The organism is Bradyrhizobium sp. LA6.1, from assembly GCF_040547805.1.
In the GTDB taxonomy this organism is placed as follows: domain Bacteria; phylum Pseudomonadota; class Alphaproteobacteria; order Rhizobiales; family Xanthobacteraceae; genus Bradyrhizobium; species Bradyrhizobium barranii.
In genome coordinates, this window is sequence record NZ_JBEPQK010000006.1 from 444,892 (window position 1) to 461,274 (window position 16,383).

Consider the following 16,383-nt stretch of genomic DNA (forward strand, 5'->3'; position numbering starts at 1 on the left):
CGGATCACAGATATTGGAGTCTGGTTCAGCGGTCGCAGAGCTACTTGCCTTTGGCACTAGGCATCCGCTCGCTCTTGGCATTTACGATACGTATCTTTCACCTTTTGCCATCCCTCCTTGTCGTTCTTCTCTGGATGCTCATTTATGAAGTGTGGCCCGTCATGCGGCGGAAGGTTTGGATGTGCGCGATACCTCTTGATTGCCTGTTCCGCAGCGGCTCTTCCCAGCTCTCGCCCGTTATAGAGGTTGCTGTGATTCCATTTGAAATTGATGTGCCCCGGCACCTGGATCTCGACGATTATGCCTTCCCATTTGGGTTCGTCGTACTGCACGTGATATTTGAAGATCCTGACGTCGTCTTCGCCAACGGTCGCTGCGAATAATTGGCAAAGATTCGCCAGGGCATCATGAAGGTCTTTCGGTTTGCGGACCTGCTTCGAATCGACGATCCTGCTCACCCATATTTCGTCCAGATCACGGTGCTCCTCGAGCAAGCTCTCGAAGTTGACCGTGTCGATCAGCGCTCCTTCGCAGTACGTAACTCCGTCGATCTCAACTGTTTCTTCGATGAAGGGAAGAGCTGAGCACGCACATAGGCTGGACGCGCTGATTGGCCCTTTGTACTCTTTCTTGTCGGCTTGCTGGATCATTGGTCGGTTGGAAAACAACGCGAGCTTATGGTCATCAAGATTCCAGGCGTTGTGAAATATGACGGGCTTTCCAGGCTCTTTGAGCGCTTCGAACTTTATGCTCTTCATGAACTGGCTATTCGGATAGTTGATCTTGGAGAGGCCAGTGACATGGGACAAGTACATCATTGACGTGAGATAGCGAACGAAGGGATTGGGTGCCAGCACCTGATTAAGGATCCATCTGTTGATGTCTCCGTCGTCCGGGATCGTGAACTTCTGTTGAGGGAACCAGAGCGACATAGAATCCCTGAAGGCATTCACCATGGTCGATGGGTCCCATAAATGCAGATAGTTCTTGGGATCCATGACGAAGCTGGTCAGAGCCCTGCTCATGCTTCCTGCCCAATCCGGACCAAACACGGTGTTTATGGGGAAGCGCTTATAGCCTTCGTCGTCTCGAAACACGCCATTCTTGAAGAATTGATAGGTCTTTTCCGCCCTGGCTTTGTTTTCAACTCCATCAAACTGATTGTAGACGATCCCAACCCAAGCGCCGATGCAGGACAAAGCCCACACGTCAAACCTTATATCTTCGTTGGCAAGGGCTTCCAGAACCCCGATGTGCAATCCTGCTGCCGGACCGCCTCCGCCGAGCGCAATCGCTCTCTTTACCATCGGATCCTCCATCTGATTTTTCGTGTGGCTTATTCTCCAGTCAACTTTCTGAATTGCGTGAAGAGATTGGTCATTCTTGGGCTCTCGGCCGCACAGAATGCCATCGAACCAAACTTGACAGTTCATAGAGCCAGCATTGCGAAATACGATACGTGCGACGGAGCGGTGGACGTCGATATTCGATCTCGAATCCGCTGATCCCACTGGCGCACGAAGAGCCTGCTTAGCCTATCGCGGTCTGAACCGTCCATTTGTGAACCACTTCACGTACGATACTTATTGCCGCCCATGGCCGCGGACCTGTTGTCCAATCGCGACTTCCGTTATTGGCCCAAAGCGGACGCTTTGTAGTCTTTGCTCAGATGTCGGCTTGTGACCCGGAACGGACATATCGAAATCAAAACAGACCGAAACGGACGAGTCGCACCGCGACTCAACTACGGGAGTCCTTTTGTCACCGTAAAGGGATTGAACCCACGTTCCGCGAGGGCAGCCCACGAAGCTGCGCCAAGATGTGACAATCGGAAATAGAGCCGCGGTTTGGTCGGATCGGTGTCCAACACGAACCCAGTCGGCAACTCGCGGGCAGTTGTGGCATAGAACCCACCATCCGGCGACCTCTGGGATTCGACTACAGCGATCAACGAGTCTGCTCTCCCAGTCCTGCCGAGCAATTTCATCAAGAGAGCCATTTGGCCCGTTCCTTCGGTCCACACACCGTCTCGGTCTTCACCGTAAGAAAAGCCCTCATCGACACTCATTCGCTGTTCGGCGGTCGTAATTGCCGATGCAAATTTCTCGACCGCTCCGTGGAGCGCTATTAAAGGCCAGACCTGAGCATCGAGAGCCAAAATCGGATTGTGCGTGACACCGTCTTCAGCGGTACCTGCGGCGAAACAGGCGCATGCCGGATCCCACATCGTATTTACGAAGTACTCAGCGACCGTTGCCTTATCGCGCCAGCGCGAATCCCCTGTACGGATCGCAAGAAGGCCAAACGCGGCGGCGAGGTCAGTATTATGTTCAGTCGATTTCCACGTCCGCACTTCCGGCGTCGGTTCGTGCCCAAACGTACCACCCGTGAAACCGCCAGTACCGCGCGTATCGGCCCATTGCGCGACCCAGGCGCCAAGCCGTGCTGCACCATCGCGGAACCGAGAGCCGGCGTTCACATCATCAAGCGACAGCAACGCCAACATGGCCCATGCCATGTTACCAACATCGCTGCCCACCTGATATCGATCCTCTAACCATTTGTTCTGAATATTGTCCCACCACCCCGGAAGTTTGACGGGGCCATTCCCCACCACGCCCGCGGCGTAAGCGTTCCGGAGCCGTCCATCATGCCAGGTGCGGTCGTTGTCGATGGCCCAGAGAAGCGCCGAGCCAATCCGATACGCTTTGTCTTGCTCACCGCAACCGACCAACGCGATGGCGGCTACCGCATTGTCATAGAGGTAGGCGGCGCCATGCAGAGGCCCCGATTCGACGGTCGGATAGCTGGGCAGGAACAACGGCCCTGATGGCGGTGCCTTATCAATTAGACCAGCGAGGTATCCGCACGCTGACGTTTTTGGTGCTGTTGAGGCTTGCAGTGGAGCGGAGGCCATCATGATTGCGAAAGTCGCGACGATCCAAGTCTGAAGGCAGAGTCCGCGACAACGGCAGAAGCAATAAGTGATTGGTGCCGGTAGCATTTCGCTGCCTCTCGTGTCTTTTCAACCAAGATGGACTTTAGGACATCGGGAAGAAAGCCGGTCAGGATCGAGAAGAAAATGTGCCTTCGTCTTCAATGGCAGCTTGTGGCACTTTTCGGACCTGCGGCGGCAGTGTTCCGATGTCCGCTGTTGAGGGTTGAACGGACCTAAATCAGCCGCGCCCGAAGGTCGCCTTTTGACCCAGACCGGACCACCCGTTCGCCGCGCAGGCATTGGGCTTAGGCTCGACCGGTCCTCGCGTTAGTTTGAAGGACCTCGTGTTGCCAGACAGAGCGGTCGTCCCCATCGTATAGTGATCAGAAACCGCCAGCCACGAAAGACCAGACTACTGGCGATTGCCGCGCTTGCGCCGCCTGCTTGGGCGGAAGGGCGGAGGTACGGGTGCCAGGGCGAGCCCCTGGTACGGTATGGTAATCATCCCTCGACCATGGCCGATGAGTGCCGGTCATGCCAGTCCCGTCGATTATCGAAGAGCTGATCTATGGCCAAAAGCATTCTTGTCATCGTTGCTATTCTCGCAATTTCTACTTCTGGCGCTTTGGCCGCACAGAGGACCCATCATGGCCGCGCGTCGCCTGCGCCGTCGCCGAGCGAGGGGTCGAGGGGGCTGAGCCCATATGCTGTGGGCCCAGGTAATTCCAACAACCGCGACCTGTACATCAAGAACCTGCGCGACTCCGGGTATAATCCGGAGAACAACTTCAACAGGTTCGGGAACGAGCAGGCAGCACCTTATGGGGGCGGCTAAACCTCGAATCCCCTTAACCCGGTACCGGCGCGGCTGCCGTCGCTAGGCCCGCCAAAACGGCTTTTCGAGTTCGTGTGCGATGTCGCTCCGGGAGACGCCGATATCGTGCAGGTCGGGCTCGGTCCAGCGTGCGAGCTCCCGGCGATCGCGATAACGCTGCCGCCAGAGATGAAGGGTCGCGCCAACGCTGGCCCAAACCTCGTAGAGGTTGAGGAGAGCCTTGATATCAGCGGAGATCAGGCGTGTTGAAGCAAACTTCACAGCTTTATCTCCCCCTATAAGTTCGGGAGGACTGTATCGCTGTGCTACTGACAGCATACTGTCAGCAGCAGGTAGCATCTCTGGCCCAAGGAACGGAGATGCCCCGGCTTCGGCTGACAATCACTTTGCGTCATGTATTCTTGGGAAGTCCGATGTTGGCCCATCAGCGAAGTGACGACACCGCTCAAGGAGGTCCGCTTAGCGAGGCGGTGCGGACTGGATTTGCTCGCTCTGAGTTCTTCGCATTTTGACCCGAAGTCGACCTTAAACTCGTAACCAGCGAGAGGCTGATCGCAGCTTAGCAGAGTCCTTGGTGGGACTTAGCACAAGCGGCACGCTCCCCAGGATCCGCAGCAACCCGCGCAACCACCGAACCCCCAGCCACCATACCCCCAGTCATCGAACCCGATGTCGTCATAGAATCCGATGCTGAACCCGCAGCCGCCGCAACCGCAACCACGGAAGCCACGGCAACCACGGAAGCCACCGCAACCTCGGATGCCAACGAACCCGCTACCACCGCAACCTCGAATGCCAACGAGCCCGCCACCACCGCAACCTCGGATGCCAACAAACCCACCACCACCGCAACCTCGGCCGCCAACAAACCCACCACCACCGCAACCTCGGCCGCCAACAAACCCGCCGCCGCCGCAACCTCGGCCGCCGCCGCACCCCCCGCCACCATGGCCGCACCCGCAACCACCGCACCCCCGCGCTAGCTGCACGCCGCCGCCAAAGTTTTCTCTATCGAAAAGATGGAACGTGGCCAGACTGACGTCGGCCATTTCCTCTTCGCCAAGAAAGAAGCGCTGATTTGGCGAGGTGTTGGATTGCGGGATACCGGTAGCGGGCATCGTGGATGCGGATGCGCTACTCGCCAGCGAAAGACCCAGTCCGGCCGCACCTAGCACCTTCACGGTGGCGGCTTTGGCTGTGCGCTTCTGCTTCGAAGCTTGCTTGACCCGTGGCATGATCGCACCCTCCGTAGTTCTTGTGAAAGCGCTCTGCAAGAGTGCGCTCGGCGAAACCGGCGCGCAAGGGTTACCTGTGCCATAAAATGCGAAACATCTCATCGAGCTCCATTCATCTTCAGAACCGAGATCGACACATGACCGCTTTTGGTTGAGCAGAATCACGCCAGCTGACCAGCGCAAGAGGCGTTGCGATGTCGGCTGTCTACGGGAAAGCGGACGTCACACGATGGTTGGGCTGACCGCAGCTTTTGACCCAAAGCGGAAATCACTAGCTCGGTACCCCGCTTAGGTGAAATGTCGTAGCAAGGATGCGCCAGCCGTCGGGGGAGCGAACAAGGTTGTACGACTGCCGCCATTGCCTTGTGACGCTTCCATCCGGTCGGAGGTTTTTCCACGTTACAGTTCCGAGAGCACTGCGTTCGCCTATAGGAACAGCCACTACATCGTGCAGAGTTCCGCTTTCGGCCCCTTCGCGTCGGTAGGTGTCGGCCACTCCTTGGAAAAACCGCGCAATCTCGTCACGTGACTGAAAACAATGTATCGACCCGTCACCCCGCATGGTGATGCTGGGAGCGCAGTAGAGTTTGGCGATTTGATCACCATCCCAGGTGGTGAATGTCTCCATGTATTTGTTGAAGAAGGCAGATATCTCGACTTCAAGCGCTTCCGGCATGATTTGTCTCCAGAGCTTTCATGTTCTGCGACGAGCAAGCCAACCCGAATTGTCTTGGGTTGCGATACAGCGCACGCGGAATTCGGATGGCGACATGCCGTTCAGCCGATCCGCTGCTGGGTCCAACTCCGCGCAACTGGCCTGCTCTACAGTTACGATCTGATCCGCGGCCAACCAAGCTACGATTGGAACTGAAGGGCCAATGATTACGAGATAGGCCAAGCCGAGAGCGGGAGACCAACGTTCAATACCAAGCCCCGTCCGGAAGACCACGGCCATTCCTAAGCCGAAGCACGCGATCCAAACGGCAAGCCAACAAGCAGAGATCATTCGTCTCTCCCCGCTCCAACAGTGTGCGCAATGTTACCGTTGACGCCCATCTCTCGCCAGAAGACAGTTTGCACCGAAGGGGCAATGCACTTGACCGATTCTGGATGGTTAAGCTCACCTGCCCGTCAGGTGTTGATGGAAACGACGAGGTCATTGAATGCAAAAGGCTGATCGGCGATGTCGCCTATTGGCCCCAAGCAGCGGTTGGTGGATGTGTGCTATTCCGCTGCTGTCAGGGGAGAAGCAGACATCCGGCAAACAGGCCAAAAATGACGCGAATGACCCATAGCAGACCTGCACCCGAGCATTCGCCGAGTGGCCGCCTTAACCTCGCAGTGGCAGCGGGATGGAAAGCAGTTAACGCGCGAGTGCACTTCGTAATCTTAATTTGCGCGAAGGCGTCCCACCGAAATTGCTCACCCGCGCCGACGAGTTGATCGAATAACTCGCTCTTAGCTGAGACGCATGGGTCCACACCTAGCCCGAGCCGACTCGCGCAGCGCTTCATCGCACTCCGCTTCCGGGCGTATTCAGACCTTGAGAAAGCATTGGCGAGGTCTGGCAGTGACCCGGCAGCTGACTCTGGATGCAAGCCTGAAGTAGACCGGGCGCTCTAGCACCCGTCGTCTCCTTCCACGACGGTCGACAGGAAGCTGGAACGAGCCAGATCACATGCAATCGGCTTCGAGAACGAGGTGCCAAACCATCTACTCGTCAACGACCCATCGTTGGTGACCCAGGGGATTGGCGGCAGTTGCGGCAGATAAGATGCATACGGCATCACTTTCGCAAGCGTCACTCTGACCAGATACTTTGCTAGAAAAGCCTCGTTCATTCCGCCGTCCAGTCCGCTATAGATCGGGGCTGCCGGCACGTTGTCATTGAGCAATCGCGCGAATTCGAGTTCGTCGGTACGTTGCTTCTCAAGCGCCCGCCGCGCAATTTTGGAATCCACGACAAACGCGGGGCATTTATCGGTGGGACTGAACACGAGAGGATACGGCGAATTTGGTGGAGCTTGCGCATCGAACACATAGCGTCGATTGCACACGTCCACCTTAGGTTCGAGATGCGTCGTCTCGAAGTGATCGTTGCCGACTTTGAGCATTTTCCAGAAGGAGAGGTTCGGGCTATTTCGATGCTGCGCCAGGTTTGCCGGCGTCAGGCGGAATGGATAAGCCTGGACCTGAAAGGACGGTCGGCCGCCGAGGGAGTCCCGCGCTAGCGAATAGATCTCGCTTATCTGTTCGTCGGTCATGGCATAGCAACCGCTCGATGAGCAGTCGCCATGGATCATGAGTAAGCTGCCGTCGCGATTGTTTGCCTTGTCGAAGCTGTTGGGAAAGCCGACGTTGATCGCGAGATGGTAATCGGAGTTGGGATTCATCAGCTCGGGAGTAATCGTATAGAACCCCTCTGGAGCCTGACGGTCACCCTCCTTCAGTTTCGGCCCAAGATCCCCCGACCACCGACAGATCGGGTACACCTTGAGGATTTTGAAGAGGCCGGTGGTGTCCTGTTTCCAGACTTCGAGCTCCGCCTCTTGCTTGAAGACGCGCACAAGGATAGGCGAGTATTTTGGCATCTTCTTTTGTCGGAGCAGCGAGAGCAACTCGGGTGGTAGCTCCTTTGTAGCCTTGGCCGGCAAGCGGTTGCTGTTTTCGCCAAGGCAGGTGGCCGGCGACAACGCCGCGAAAAAAGCTGCAGTCAGCACAAGCGCACGGAGTGCCGTGGCGCCGATCATGACCTTACCTCGGGCGTGGAATCTGCTCATTTGGGTAGCGTGTAGTCAGTGGGTTCGTAAGGCAAGCCCAGATGGACGCAGCCACCGGAGAAGTTCGAGCTTATCGTTGGCCTTGGGGATGCCAAGACGCTCGGTCTCGTCGTCCGCTTCTGGCCCATAGCTGACCTGCCCGATCGGTTCAGCCGAGGGCTTCTTTTAACCCAAAGCTGACCTCAAGCAGTTCCGGAGACAATTAGGCAAAAAGCCCGCATTGGTTATGACAGCATTCTTGGCGGCGCTCGCGACATCGGCCAAGTCGGAGTTCATCGATGTGCCGACGGAGTGATCGCCACCGATAGCCAAGACCGGCATCGGAAATTTTCCGGTCTTTGCGAACAGCGTTTTGTTGTCCTCGCCGTCCTTAGTGAAGGCAGCAAACTGTCCGCCAAAGGCATCGTGGATGGCATCCGTACGAGCATAGAGCACCGCATCGTGATCCCGGGTCTTTCGTCGATCGCAGCGGGGGTATGGGTTCACGGCCTGGCTCGAAAACCGATACGGCTATCGAAGCATCGAGGCGGACAGTGCCAATGTTAGCGCTCGCCCTGCCGGAAGCCGCTGGAACTCGTGCTAACGAGAAATATCGAAATGTACTGCTTTGATAGTGTGAACCGCTTCCAACGAACGACGTTCGGAGACGTCAGGCGCAGGTTTCGTGCGCAGAAGTATTGTAGCCTGGAATCATGGGAGAACCGAGCATGGATTCCATTTCTCGTCGCCATATGTTGGCAGCGACTGCTACCGGAGGTCTTCTAACGAGCGTTGGGCTGGCGCACGCGCAAACCGCGGGCGGCGCGATTCCTCAGCCACAGCGACCGGGTCACGGCGGCACCGACCCCGGTCCGCGCAATCTCATGCGGGATCAGCAGAACCCGGATCTGCTAGTACCGCCGTCGACCGATCATGGCACCTTGCCGAACCTGCGCTTCTCGTTCTCGGACGCCCATATGCGGCTTGAGCCGGGCGGCTGGACCCGCCAGGTCACGCAGCGTGAGTTGGGCATTGCCAAGTCCATGGCCGGCGTGAATATGCGCCTGAACGCGGGCGGTGTGCGTGAGCTGCATTGGCATAAGGCGTCAGAATGGGCCTACATGCTCTATGGCAAGGCTCGCGTGACGGCGGTCGATTCCGAGGGGCGCTATTTCGTCGATGACGTCGGCGTCGGAGATCTCTGGTTCTTCCCGGGCGGAACCCCGCACTCGATCCAGGGCCTCGGCCCCGACGGCTGCGAATTTCTTCTCGTGTTCGACGATGGCGATTTCGACGAAGACAACACCTTCCTGCTCAACGACTGGTTCAAGCGCATACCGACCGATGTGCTGGGCAAGAATTTCGGAGTGCCTGCCTCGCTGTTCGGCCACACCCCCGATGAAAGCGAACGCTATATTTTCCTGGCTCCGTTGCCGGGGCCGCTCGGATCGGAAGCCATATCGGGCGCAAAGGCGTCGGAGACGAGCTACACGTGGCGGATGATGGAGCAGGTGCCCATCAAGACGAAGGGCGGAACGGTGCGGATCACCGATTCCCGTTTGTTTCCAATCAGCACAACGACCGCAGCGGCCCTGGTTGAACTCGAACCTGGCGGATTGCGCGAGGTGCACTGGCACCCTAACGGAGACGAGTGGCTCTACGTCATCGAGGGACAGGCGCGCATGGGTGTGTTTGCCGGCCAGGGGCAGGCGCGCACATTTGATCTGCAGGCCGGCGACGTTGGTTACGTCCCGGTGGCGATGGGCCACTATCTCGAGAATACCGGCTCGACCAACTTTCGATTTCTCGAGACGTTCAAGAGTGACCGCTTTATCGATTTCTCTCTCGATACCTGGATGGCGGCAACACCGCCGGGACTGGTGCAAGCCCATCTCAAACTCGATCCGAAGGTGATGAGCGCGCTGCGCACGAACAAGGCTCTGGTCGTGCCGGAATAACCGCCCAAGTCGGAGTGAATCGCGGCGCACTCGTCGGGCGCCCGGTGGGCAGGGCGCTGGCGGACCGCCGGCAAGATCGCGCCATCTCCGGCTGCAGAAGGAGAACGCCATGAATGTTCTGACCTGGGCCGCCCTGCGTTGGTGGTCGCCGGACCCGCCTTAGCATCAAACGGTCAGGCCGAAACGGGCACCCGAGTATCAGTGGCATCCTCAGTTTGCAGAGACAAGCTTTAGTCCAATCACGCCGGCCACAATCAAAGCAATGCAAAGTATCCGCGCCGGCGACGCAGAGTCGCCCAGCACTGCGATACCCAGAACGGCGGTACCCGCGGCACCGATACCGGTCCAGACCGCGTACCCCGTTCCTACGGGAAGTGTGCGGAGTGCCAGCGAGAGAAGAAAGACACTCGACAAACCGGTGACAGCCGTAAATAGCGCGGGTATCAGCAGCGTGAAACCTTCGGACCACTTCATACCGAAGGCGAATCCGATCTCGAGAAGGCCGGCGGAGGCCAATATCATCCATGCCATGTGGGTCAATCCATTCGCTGGTCACCGGGCGTTACCGCCGGGCTGCTTGTAAGGGGCTGGACGCGCATGGAGGATTCCATGCGCGACATGCTTGCTGATGGGCGCCTCAAGCCTTACTGGCGGCAGCGGGAATCGAGCGGAACGAAATTCCCAATCGATTGAACGCGCTCATCAAGCCGATGGCATAGGTGAGGTCAGCGAGTTCCTTGTCGCTGAATTCGCCGGCGGCGGCCTCGTAGTCGGCATCGGGAACGCCGGTTTCGGCCACCCTCGTCACGGTTTCGGTCCAGGCCAGCGCAGAGCGTTCGCGCTCACTAAAGACTTCCCCCGCGTCTCGCCACACAGGCACCAGCACGAGCTTGTCCGCGACGACGCCAGACTTGAGCAGGTCGCGGGAGTGCATATCGATGCAGTAGGCACAGCCGTTGATCTGCGAAACCCGCAGGTAGACGAGATCGACAAGTTGCTTTGAAAGGCCGCTTTTTTGAAGATAGACATAGACCCCTCCAAAAGCCTTGAAGCCTTCCGGTGAAGCCTTGGCGTAATCGATGCGCTTGTTCATGATTGAATCCTCATCTGGTTGAAGGATTCCATCGTTTCGCATCTTGGTCTATTCAAGAAGGTCCATGATAGGCGTTTGTAGCTGGGCCATGATTTCCATAATCCAGCAGATCACGCTCGAACTTCAGTCACATCAATCCCAAAATGCGCCGTCCGAAATTTTCGGCCGTGCGCCGCGAGGCGATATTCGTGAAGTTCAAAAGAAGGGCGGAAGCCCCATCATTGCGCCTCGTCCAATCCGTAAGTGCCTCCGCGTACAGGCCTTGTTCCCGCATGCTCGCAGCGAGCCGGCGATCTGAACGGTTGCCTCGCAGACGCAAGATCAAGTGCATGCCCCCCGGCTGTAAATCTATTCGCACATTTTTTCCCAGCACGCTTTCCAGCCCCGCCGCGGTTGCCGCGCGGCGCTCGGCATAGAGCCTCCGCATCCGCTGGATATGGCGCGCAAAATGTCCTTCGGCGATGAATGAAGTGACGATGGTTTGCGTAAGCCCCGGAGAGCCAGTTGAAAGGCTTTCGGTGACCTCCTCAAACCGCTCGACCTGCGCTTCCGGCACGACGAGATAGGCCAGCCGCATGCCTGGAAAAAGTACCTTGCTGAAGGTACCCGCATAGAGCACCCGCCCGTCACGATCGAGGCTTTTCAATGCAGGGAGGGGGCGGCTGACATAGCGGTATTCGCCATCGTAGTCGTCTTCGATGATCCATGCCTTGTTTCGCGCGGCCCAGTCCAACAACGCCAGACGCCGGGGTAACGACAGGGACATGCAGAGCGGGCTCTGATGCGCAGGCGTGACCACCGCTGCGCGCGCCCGGGGCGCGAACTTGACGGCATCGGAAACGACCATGCCTTCCGCATCGACCGGCACCGAGATGCCTTCGATCTGCATATATTCGAAAATTCCTCGCGTGGGCGGATATCCCGGGTCTTCGAGCCAGACGCGATCACCCGCCTTCAGCAGGGCATGACCGACCAGCTCCACGGTTTGGCGGTATCCCGAGGTCACGAACACCTGAGACGGGGAGCAGTTGATCCCACGGGAAACCTGGAGATATCTCGCGATCTCAGCACGCAGCGGAGGCAAGCCGGACACAGGGGGATGGATCATATCGGAAGGCTGCATGGCCCGCGCGCTGCGCGCGCCAAGGCGCGCCCAGATCTTCCGGGGAAACGCATCCAGGGCAGGCAAACCCATCTGGAACGGCAGGATGGAATCCGGACGAAAACTGACTGCGTCCATCCGGGGATCCGCCCGCGGCGTCGGGTTCGCAATGGATATTCGCGGCGTAAGGTCTGGGCTTACAATGGTCCCTGCCTGCCCGCGCGCCTCGATATACCCTTCAGCGGCCAGCAAGGAATAAGCCGTGTCGATGGTACCTCTGGCCAGCCCCAATTCCTTGGTCAACGCCCGTACCGACGGAATGCGGTCACCAGGCTTCAACATTCCACTGGCGATAGCGTCGCGAAACCGATCGTAAATCTGCCGGTAGAACGGCGCGGCTGCTGTCGGATCAAGCGGCGAGAGCTTGGGATTCGCGGCAGGCATGGCCCGATCCGATCTTTCGATGAACGAAAAACCCACTATGCCATAACAGTTCGGATTGGTCTCCACTTCTCGCAAGCTGCAGCGGTCAGCCTGCGCCGACAAATCATGGACCAGTCGCAAAGCTCATTCATGGTCCTTGGATGTAGGCCGAAATTGCTCTTTGCTGATGATCAGAGTTCGGACAGCAGAGATTGGAAAGCAGATGACGAAAGTACTGCAATTGATTTGCAGCCCCCGCGGGCAGGCCTCGGAGAGTTACAGGCTATCCCAGAAACTCGTCGGCCACTTGCTGGATCGCGAGCCGACGGCAACCGTCATCGTTCGACCGATCAGCGGCGTCCCCGATATCGATGAAAGCTACGCAACTGCTCTTGGCGCGACCGAGCGATCGAGCCTGGAAATGTCTGTCGAGGGTTCCATGTCCCGGTCCGAAGAACTGATCCAGGAACTGGAGAGCGCGGACTTCGTCGTCATCGCAACTCCGATGCACAACTTCACCGTGCCTGCCGCTCTCAAAGCGTGGATAGATCACGTCGTTCGAGTCCGTCGAACGTTCGACGTGACTGCCCAGGGAAAACTGGGGGCGTTGCGCGACCGTCCGGTTTTTGTCGCAGTGTCCTCGGGCGGACGGTTTTCCGGCGATCGCGCGCATCAGCCCGATTTTCTCACGCCGTATCTAAAAGCTATCCTCGGCACCATCGGGCTGCATGATTTGACGTTCTTCTCCGTTGAAGGATCGGCCCTTGGTCCTGATGCATTGGTCGCAGCCCGAACCAAGGCGGATCAGGCAATGCAGAGGTTCTTCCTCCGTTTCGCGCGCAATTCAACGGGGGTGTTTCAGCAAGCTGTATGAACGGGCAACGGCACCTCGCGGGATTCCCTACCAGCGAGACCAGTACAGCGCCCGGGAAGCTGAGGTACTTGCCTCCTCAATTGAGCAAGCAAAACTTCCCCCAAACATCAGAGCCTCGCTAAGAACGGAGATTGGCTTAACTGAGATCACGCAAAAGACCTTTTGCCCGCTTAAGGTCGGCGGTGTTGAGACCTTCGGTAAACCGGTCGAAAATCGGTTGTAGCAGCGCCTTCGCTTCAGCCGGTCGGCCCCGATCGCGAAACAACTGTCCCAAGCTTGTGGCGGCGCGTAGTTCCCAGGACAGAGCGCCCTGCAGGCTCGCCCACTTCATCGCCTGGTAAAACTGATCCTCCGCCGTTGCCGCAGCGCCGGGCGCACCTTGCAACAGCAGCAGTTCGCCCTTGATGCGCAGCAGCTCGGCGATGCTCAAGCGTTCTTCGGTCTCCTCTGCGCGCGCGATCGCATCGTGTACCACCGAAAGTCCTTCGCCCACTTGCCCGACGCGCCCCAAGCCTTCCGCCATCTCACCAACGAACAGGAAATAGCGATGCGATGCGTTGACTTCGTCGCCGAGTTCGTCGATGCCTGACCGCAGCAGCGGCAAGCCGCCGGCGGTATCTCCGCGCTTGATCGCAAGCAGTCCTTGATGGCTGCGGGCAAAGGCAACATAGCGCATCAGCGAATGCCTGGTCGAAAGGTCGATCAGCCTTGCCACGTAATGGTCTGCGACATCCATATCGCCGCTCCACAGCGCGATCGGGCATGCTGCGTTGGCGACGATGTAGCACACCGAGTTGACGTGTCTGCTGGCAGATGCCTCATGCAGGTATGTTTCGGTGACGTGCATTGCGCGATCCGGAAATCCCTGCAGCCATAGGGTCCGGCCCAGAAAGGCGCCGGCGGTCACCCGCTGGTTGCTCCGGAAACGGCTGATCCGCGACTTTTGGACCGGAGGAACATAGTGCGCGAGCATGCGTTCGAGGTGATACCGCGCGCTCGCTTGATCGCCGAGGCATTGCTGCGAGATGCCGATCAATCGCTCACCGATCAGCCGATCGTTGGAATTCGACCGGCTTGCCGCAAGGGCGCTGAATCGTTGCGCGGCGGTCAAGGAGGCGCGAAGGCGGCCGGCAACCCGGTGAAAGAACCACAGGCCTAACAGCGACCGCAATTGGTGCTCGACATCGTCAAGCCTCTCTGCAAGCTCCAGCGCCTTTGTCCAGGCTTCGCCGAGCGCTGGAATTTTCGCGTCGGTGACAAATATCAGGGTCGTACCGAGCGCGGTATACAGCTTCATCTCGAGGCGCGCGTCGCCATTGACGGCAGCCCCAAGGGCGGCGATCGCCCGCTCCACGCGGCCGCGGCATTCCTCCAGCAACGACGAATGGACGCATAGGGGCACTGCGGCCGCGGTCAGCCCCGCGCCAATCTGCACGTCACCGCTGGGTGAAAAGGCCCAACCCAGCGCCGCGCGCAGGTTGTCGATGTGCCGTCCATAGTCGCCCATCCAGTCGACCGTGGGGCGCATCTCCAGCTCCGCTTCAGCCCGCTCGAACAAGTCCCGGTAATATTCGGCATGGCGACGTGCGAGCCGTTCCCGTTCCCCGCTCTCGCCGAGCTTTTCGAGGGCATACGTATGGGTCGTATCCAATAAGCGGTAGCGCGCCGTGGTGGCATCGATTTCCGCCACAACTAGCGACTTCGAAACCAGGCTGGAAATTCCATCGACCACGTCCGGCAAAGCGATCCCGGCGCCCGTTACCACCGCGCAGATCGCCTCCAGGTCGATGGCGCCGGCGAAGACCGCGAGCCGGCGGAGGAGCACCAGCTCAGGCTCAGTCAGTAGCTCGTAGCTCCAATCGAAGGTCGCCCGCAGAGTTTGGTGCCGCGGCAGCGCCGTCCGCCCTCCGGTCAGCAGCTGAAAGCGATCGTCAAGGTGAGCGGCGAGTTCTTCGACACCGAGTGCCGTGACACGTGCCGCCGCCATTTCAATCGCGAGCGGTATGCCATCAAGACGCCGGCAGATCGCCGCGATCGTCTTTGCCTGATAGCCATCCAGAACCGCCCCTGCCTCGGTTGCTCGTGCACGTTCGATGAATAGTCTGACGGCGCCGTTTGCCAGGAGATCGTCCGCGTCCTCCGTCGGAATCGAGAGCGGCTGCACCCAGTAGACCTGCTCCCCCTCGGCCCGGAGCGGCTCGCGGCTGGTTGCGATGATCTGAGCCGAGGATCCGGCTCGCAGCACGCCCTCAGCCATCCTCGCCGCGGCGTCGATCACATGCTCGCAGGTGTCCAACACCACCAACAAGCGCCGCGCTGCCAGTGCCAGCGCCACGCGCTGCGTCGAAATTTCACCTCCGCCGAACTTGAGTCCGATCGCGACAGCGAGCGCTATGGGAACCAGACTGGGATCAGCGAGCGGCGAGAACTCGGCCAGCCACACGCCCTCTGGAAAATGCGGCAGCAGTTCACGGGCGACCGCGAGCGCGAGCCGTGTCTTGCCGATGCCCCCCGCCCCGGTCAGGGTGACGAGCCGGCCGGCACGGACAAGCTTCGAGATTTCCTCGACCTCGGCGGTGCGGCCGATCAACGCTGAAACCGGCTGCGGCAGGTTGGTCGACGCTAATGGCTGCGCCGACGCACTTTCCTTTAGGTAGAGTGGATGTCCCGGTCCGGTTGCTGGCCGCATGGTCCAGATGCCGCGCAGGTGATAGCCGCGGCCGGACACCGTCTGCAACAACTCGCGATCTGCGCCGAGCGCCTTGCGAATGGCGGATATATGAATCTGGAGCGTGTTTTCTTCGACCGTCGCAACCGGCCACACCCGATCTATAAGATCGCGCTTGGTGACAAGCTCGCCGCCCGACTGAACCAGAATCTCCAGAATTTCGAATGCGCGGTTCCCGATCGGAACGGAAACACCTCGGGACCGCAGCTCACGCTGGGTAAGATCGATCTCCCACCCATTCGACTCATAGACGGCTCGTAGGCCTTGCACGGCCATCACGGCCTGCCCCGTCGGTTGAGTAATCCTAAGAAAATCTCAGCATCAGTTCAGGGAACCGCTCCAGGAAAGCAGCTTAAACGTTGATCTGGGCAGTGGGCAAGCGCCGTCGAACTATCCGCTTAACGCGCGGCATATCAATGGCTTGATACCCAGCATCTG

General features: G+C 58.8%; 12 protein-coding genes. 2 read left to right on the forward strand and 10 right to left on the reverse strand.

The genetic code is table 11. From position 1 onward, the window contains the following. Positions 1–56 precede the first annotated feature (56 nt). The 6 genes from ABIB99_RS18955 to ABIB99_RS18980 form a co-directional block, all read right to left on the reverse strand. Positions 57–1,319 (reverse strand): patatin-like phospholipase family protein, encoded by a 1,263-nt coding sequence (locus ABIB99_RS18955; protein ID WP_354177041.1) that lies wholly within the window; start codon positions 1,317–1,319, stop codon positions 57–59. Positions 1,320–1,744: 425 nt separating this feature from the next. Then, on the reverse strand, positions 1,745–2,821 hold the full coding sequence (locus ABIB99_RS18960; RefSeq protein ID WP_354177042.1) for a hypothetical protein: 1,077 nt from the start codon (positions 2,819–2,821) through the stop codon (positions 1,745–1,747). Between the two features lie 994 nt (positions 2,822–3,815). Next, entirely contained in the window at positions 3,816–4,034 is a 219-nt protein-coding gene (locus ABIB99_RS18965; RefSeq protein ID WP_479696458.1) for a DUF1127 domain-containing protein, read from the reverse strand. Positions 4,035–5,279: 1,245 nt separating this feature from the next. After that, the gene (locus ABIB99_RS18970) at positions 5,280–5,684 is read right to left on the reverse strand and encodes a nuclear transport factor 2 family protein (protein ID WP_354177044.1); all 405 of its coding nucleotides are present in this window, start codon (positions 5,682–5,684) and stop codon (positions 5,280–5,282) included. 943 nt (positions 5,685–6,627) lie between these two features. After that, the gene (locus tag ABIB99_RS18975) at positions 6,628–7,758 is read right to left on the reverse strand and encodes a L,D-transpeptidase family protein (RefSeq protein WP_231144531.1); all 1,131 of its coding nucleotides are present in this window, start codon (positions 7,756–7,758) and stop codon (positions 6,628–6,630) included. A gap of 195 nt (positions 7,759–7,953) precedes the next feature. Further along, positions 7,954–8,274: a hypothetical protein gene (locus tag ABIB99_RS18980; RefSeq protein WP_354177045.1), complete on the reverse strand. Its 321-nt coding sequence runs from the start codon at positions 8,272–8,274 to the stop codon at positions 7,954–7,956. 221 nt (positions 8,275–8,495) lie between these two features. Between ABIB99_RS18980 and ABIB99_RS18985 the strand changes: the two genes are divergently transcribed. Further along, positions 8,496–9,725 carry a cupin domain-containing protein gene (locus ABIB99_RS18985; RefSeq protein ID WP_354177046.1) on the forward strand — a complete coding sequence of 410 codons (1,230 nt, stop codon included), beginning with the start codon at positions 8,496–8,498 and terminating at the stop codon, positions 9,723–9,725. A gap of 210 nt (positions 9,726–9,935) precedes the next feature. On the opposite strand, the gene ABIB99_RS18990 is transcribed toward ABIB99_RS18985, so the two are convergent. The 3 genes from ABIB99_RS18990 to pdxR all read right to left on the reverse strand — a co-directional run bounded on the left by ABIB99_RS18990 (position 9,936) and on the right by pdxR (position 12,364). Next, positions 9,936–10,256: a DMT family transporter gene (locus ABIB99_RS18990; protein WP_354177047.1), complete on the reverse strand. Its 321-nt coding sequence runs from the start codon at positions 10,254–10,256 to the stop codon at positions 9,936–9,938. A 106-nt stretch (positions 10,257–10,362) separates the two neighbouring features. Next, positions 10,363–10,818 (reverse strand): carboxymuconolactone decarboxylase family protein, encoded by a 456-nt coding sequence (locus tag ABIB99_RS18995; RefSeq protein ID WP_247310112.1) that lies wholly within the window; start codon positions 10,816–10,818, stop codon positions 10,363–10,365. 127 nt (positions 10,819–10,945) lie between these two features. Further along, positions 10,946–12,364, reverse strand: coding sequence for a MocR-like pyridoxine biosynthesis transcription factor PdxR (pdxR, locus tag ABIB99_RS19000; protein ID WP_354177049.1), 1,419 nt, complete (start codon positions 12,362–12,364; stop codon positions 10,946–10,948). Positions 12,365–12,566: 202 nt separating this feature from the next. Between pdxR and ABIB99_RS19005 the strand changes: the two genes are divergently transcribed. After that, positions 12,567–13,217, forward strand: coding sequence for an FMN-dependent NADH-azoreductase (locus ABIB99_RS19005; protein ID WP_354177051.1), 651 nt, complete (start codon positions 12,567–12,569; stop codon positions 13,215–13,217). Between the two features lie 136 nt (positions 13,218–13,353). On the opposite strand, the gene ABIB99_RS19010 is transcribed toward ABIB99_RS19005, so the two are convergent. After that, complete coding sequence (locus tag ABIB99_RS19010) at positions 13,354–16,221, reverse strand: ATP-binding protein (protein WP_354177053.1); 2,868 nt, start codon at positions 16,219–16,221, stop codon at positions 13,354–13,356. Positions 16,222–16,383: the final 162 nt, after the last annotated feature.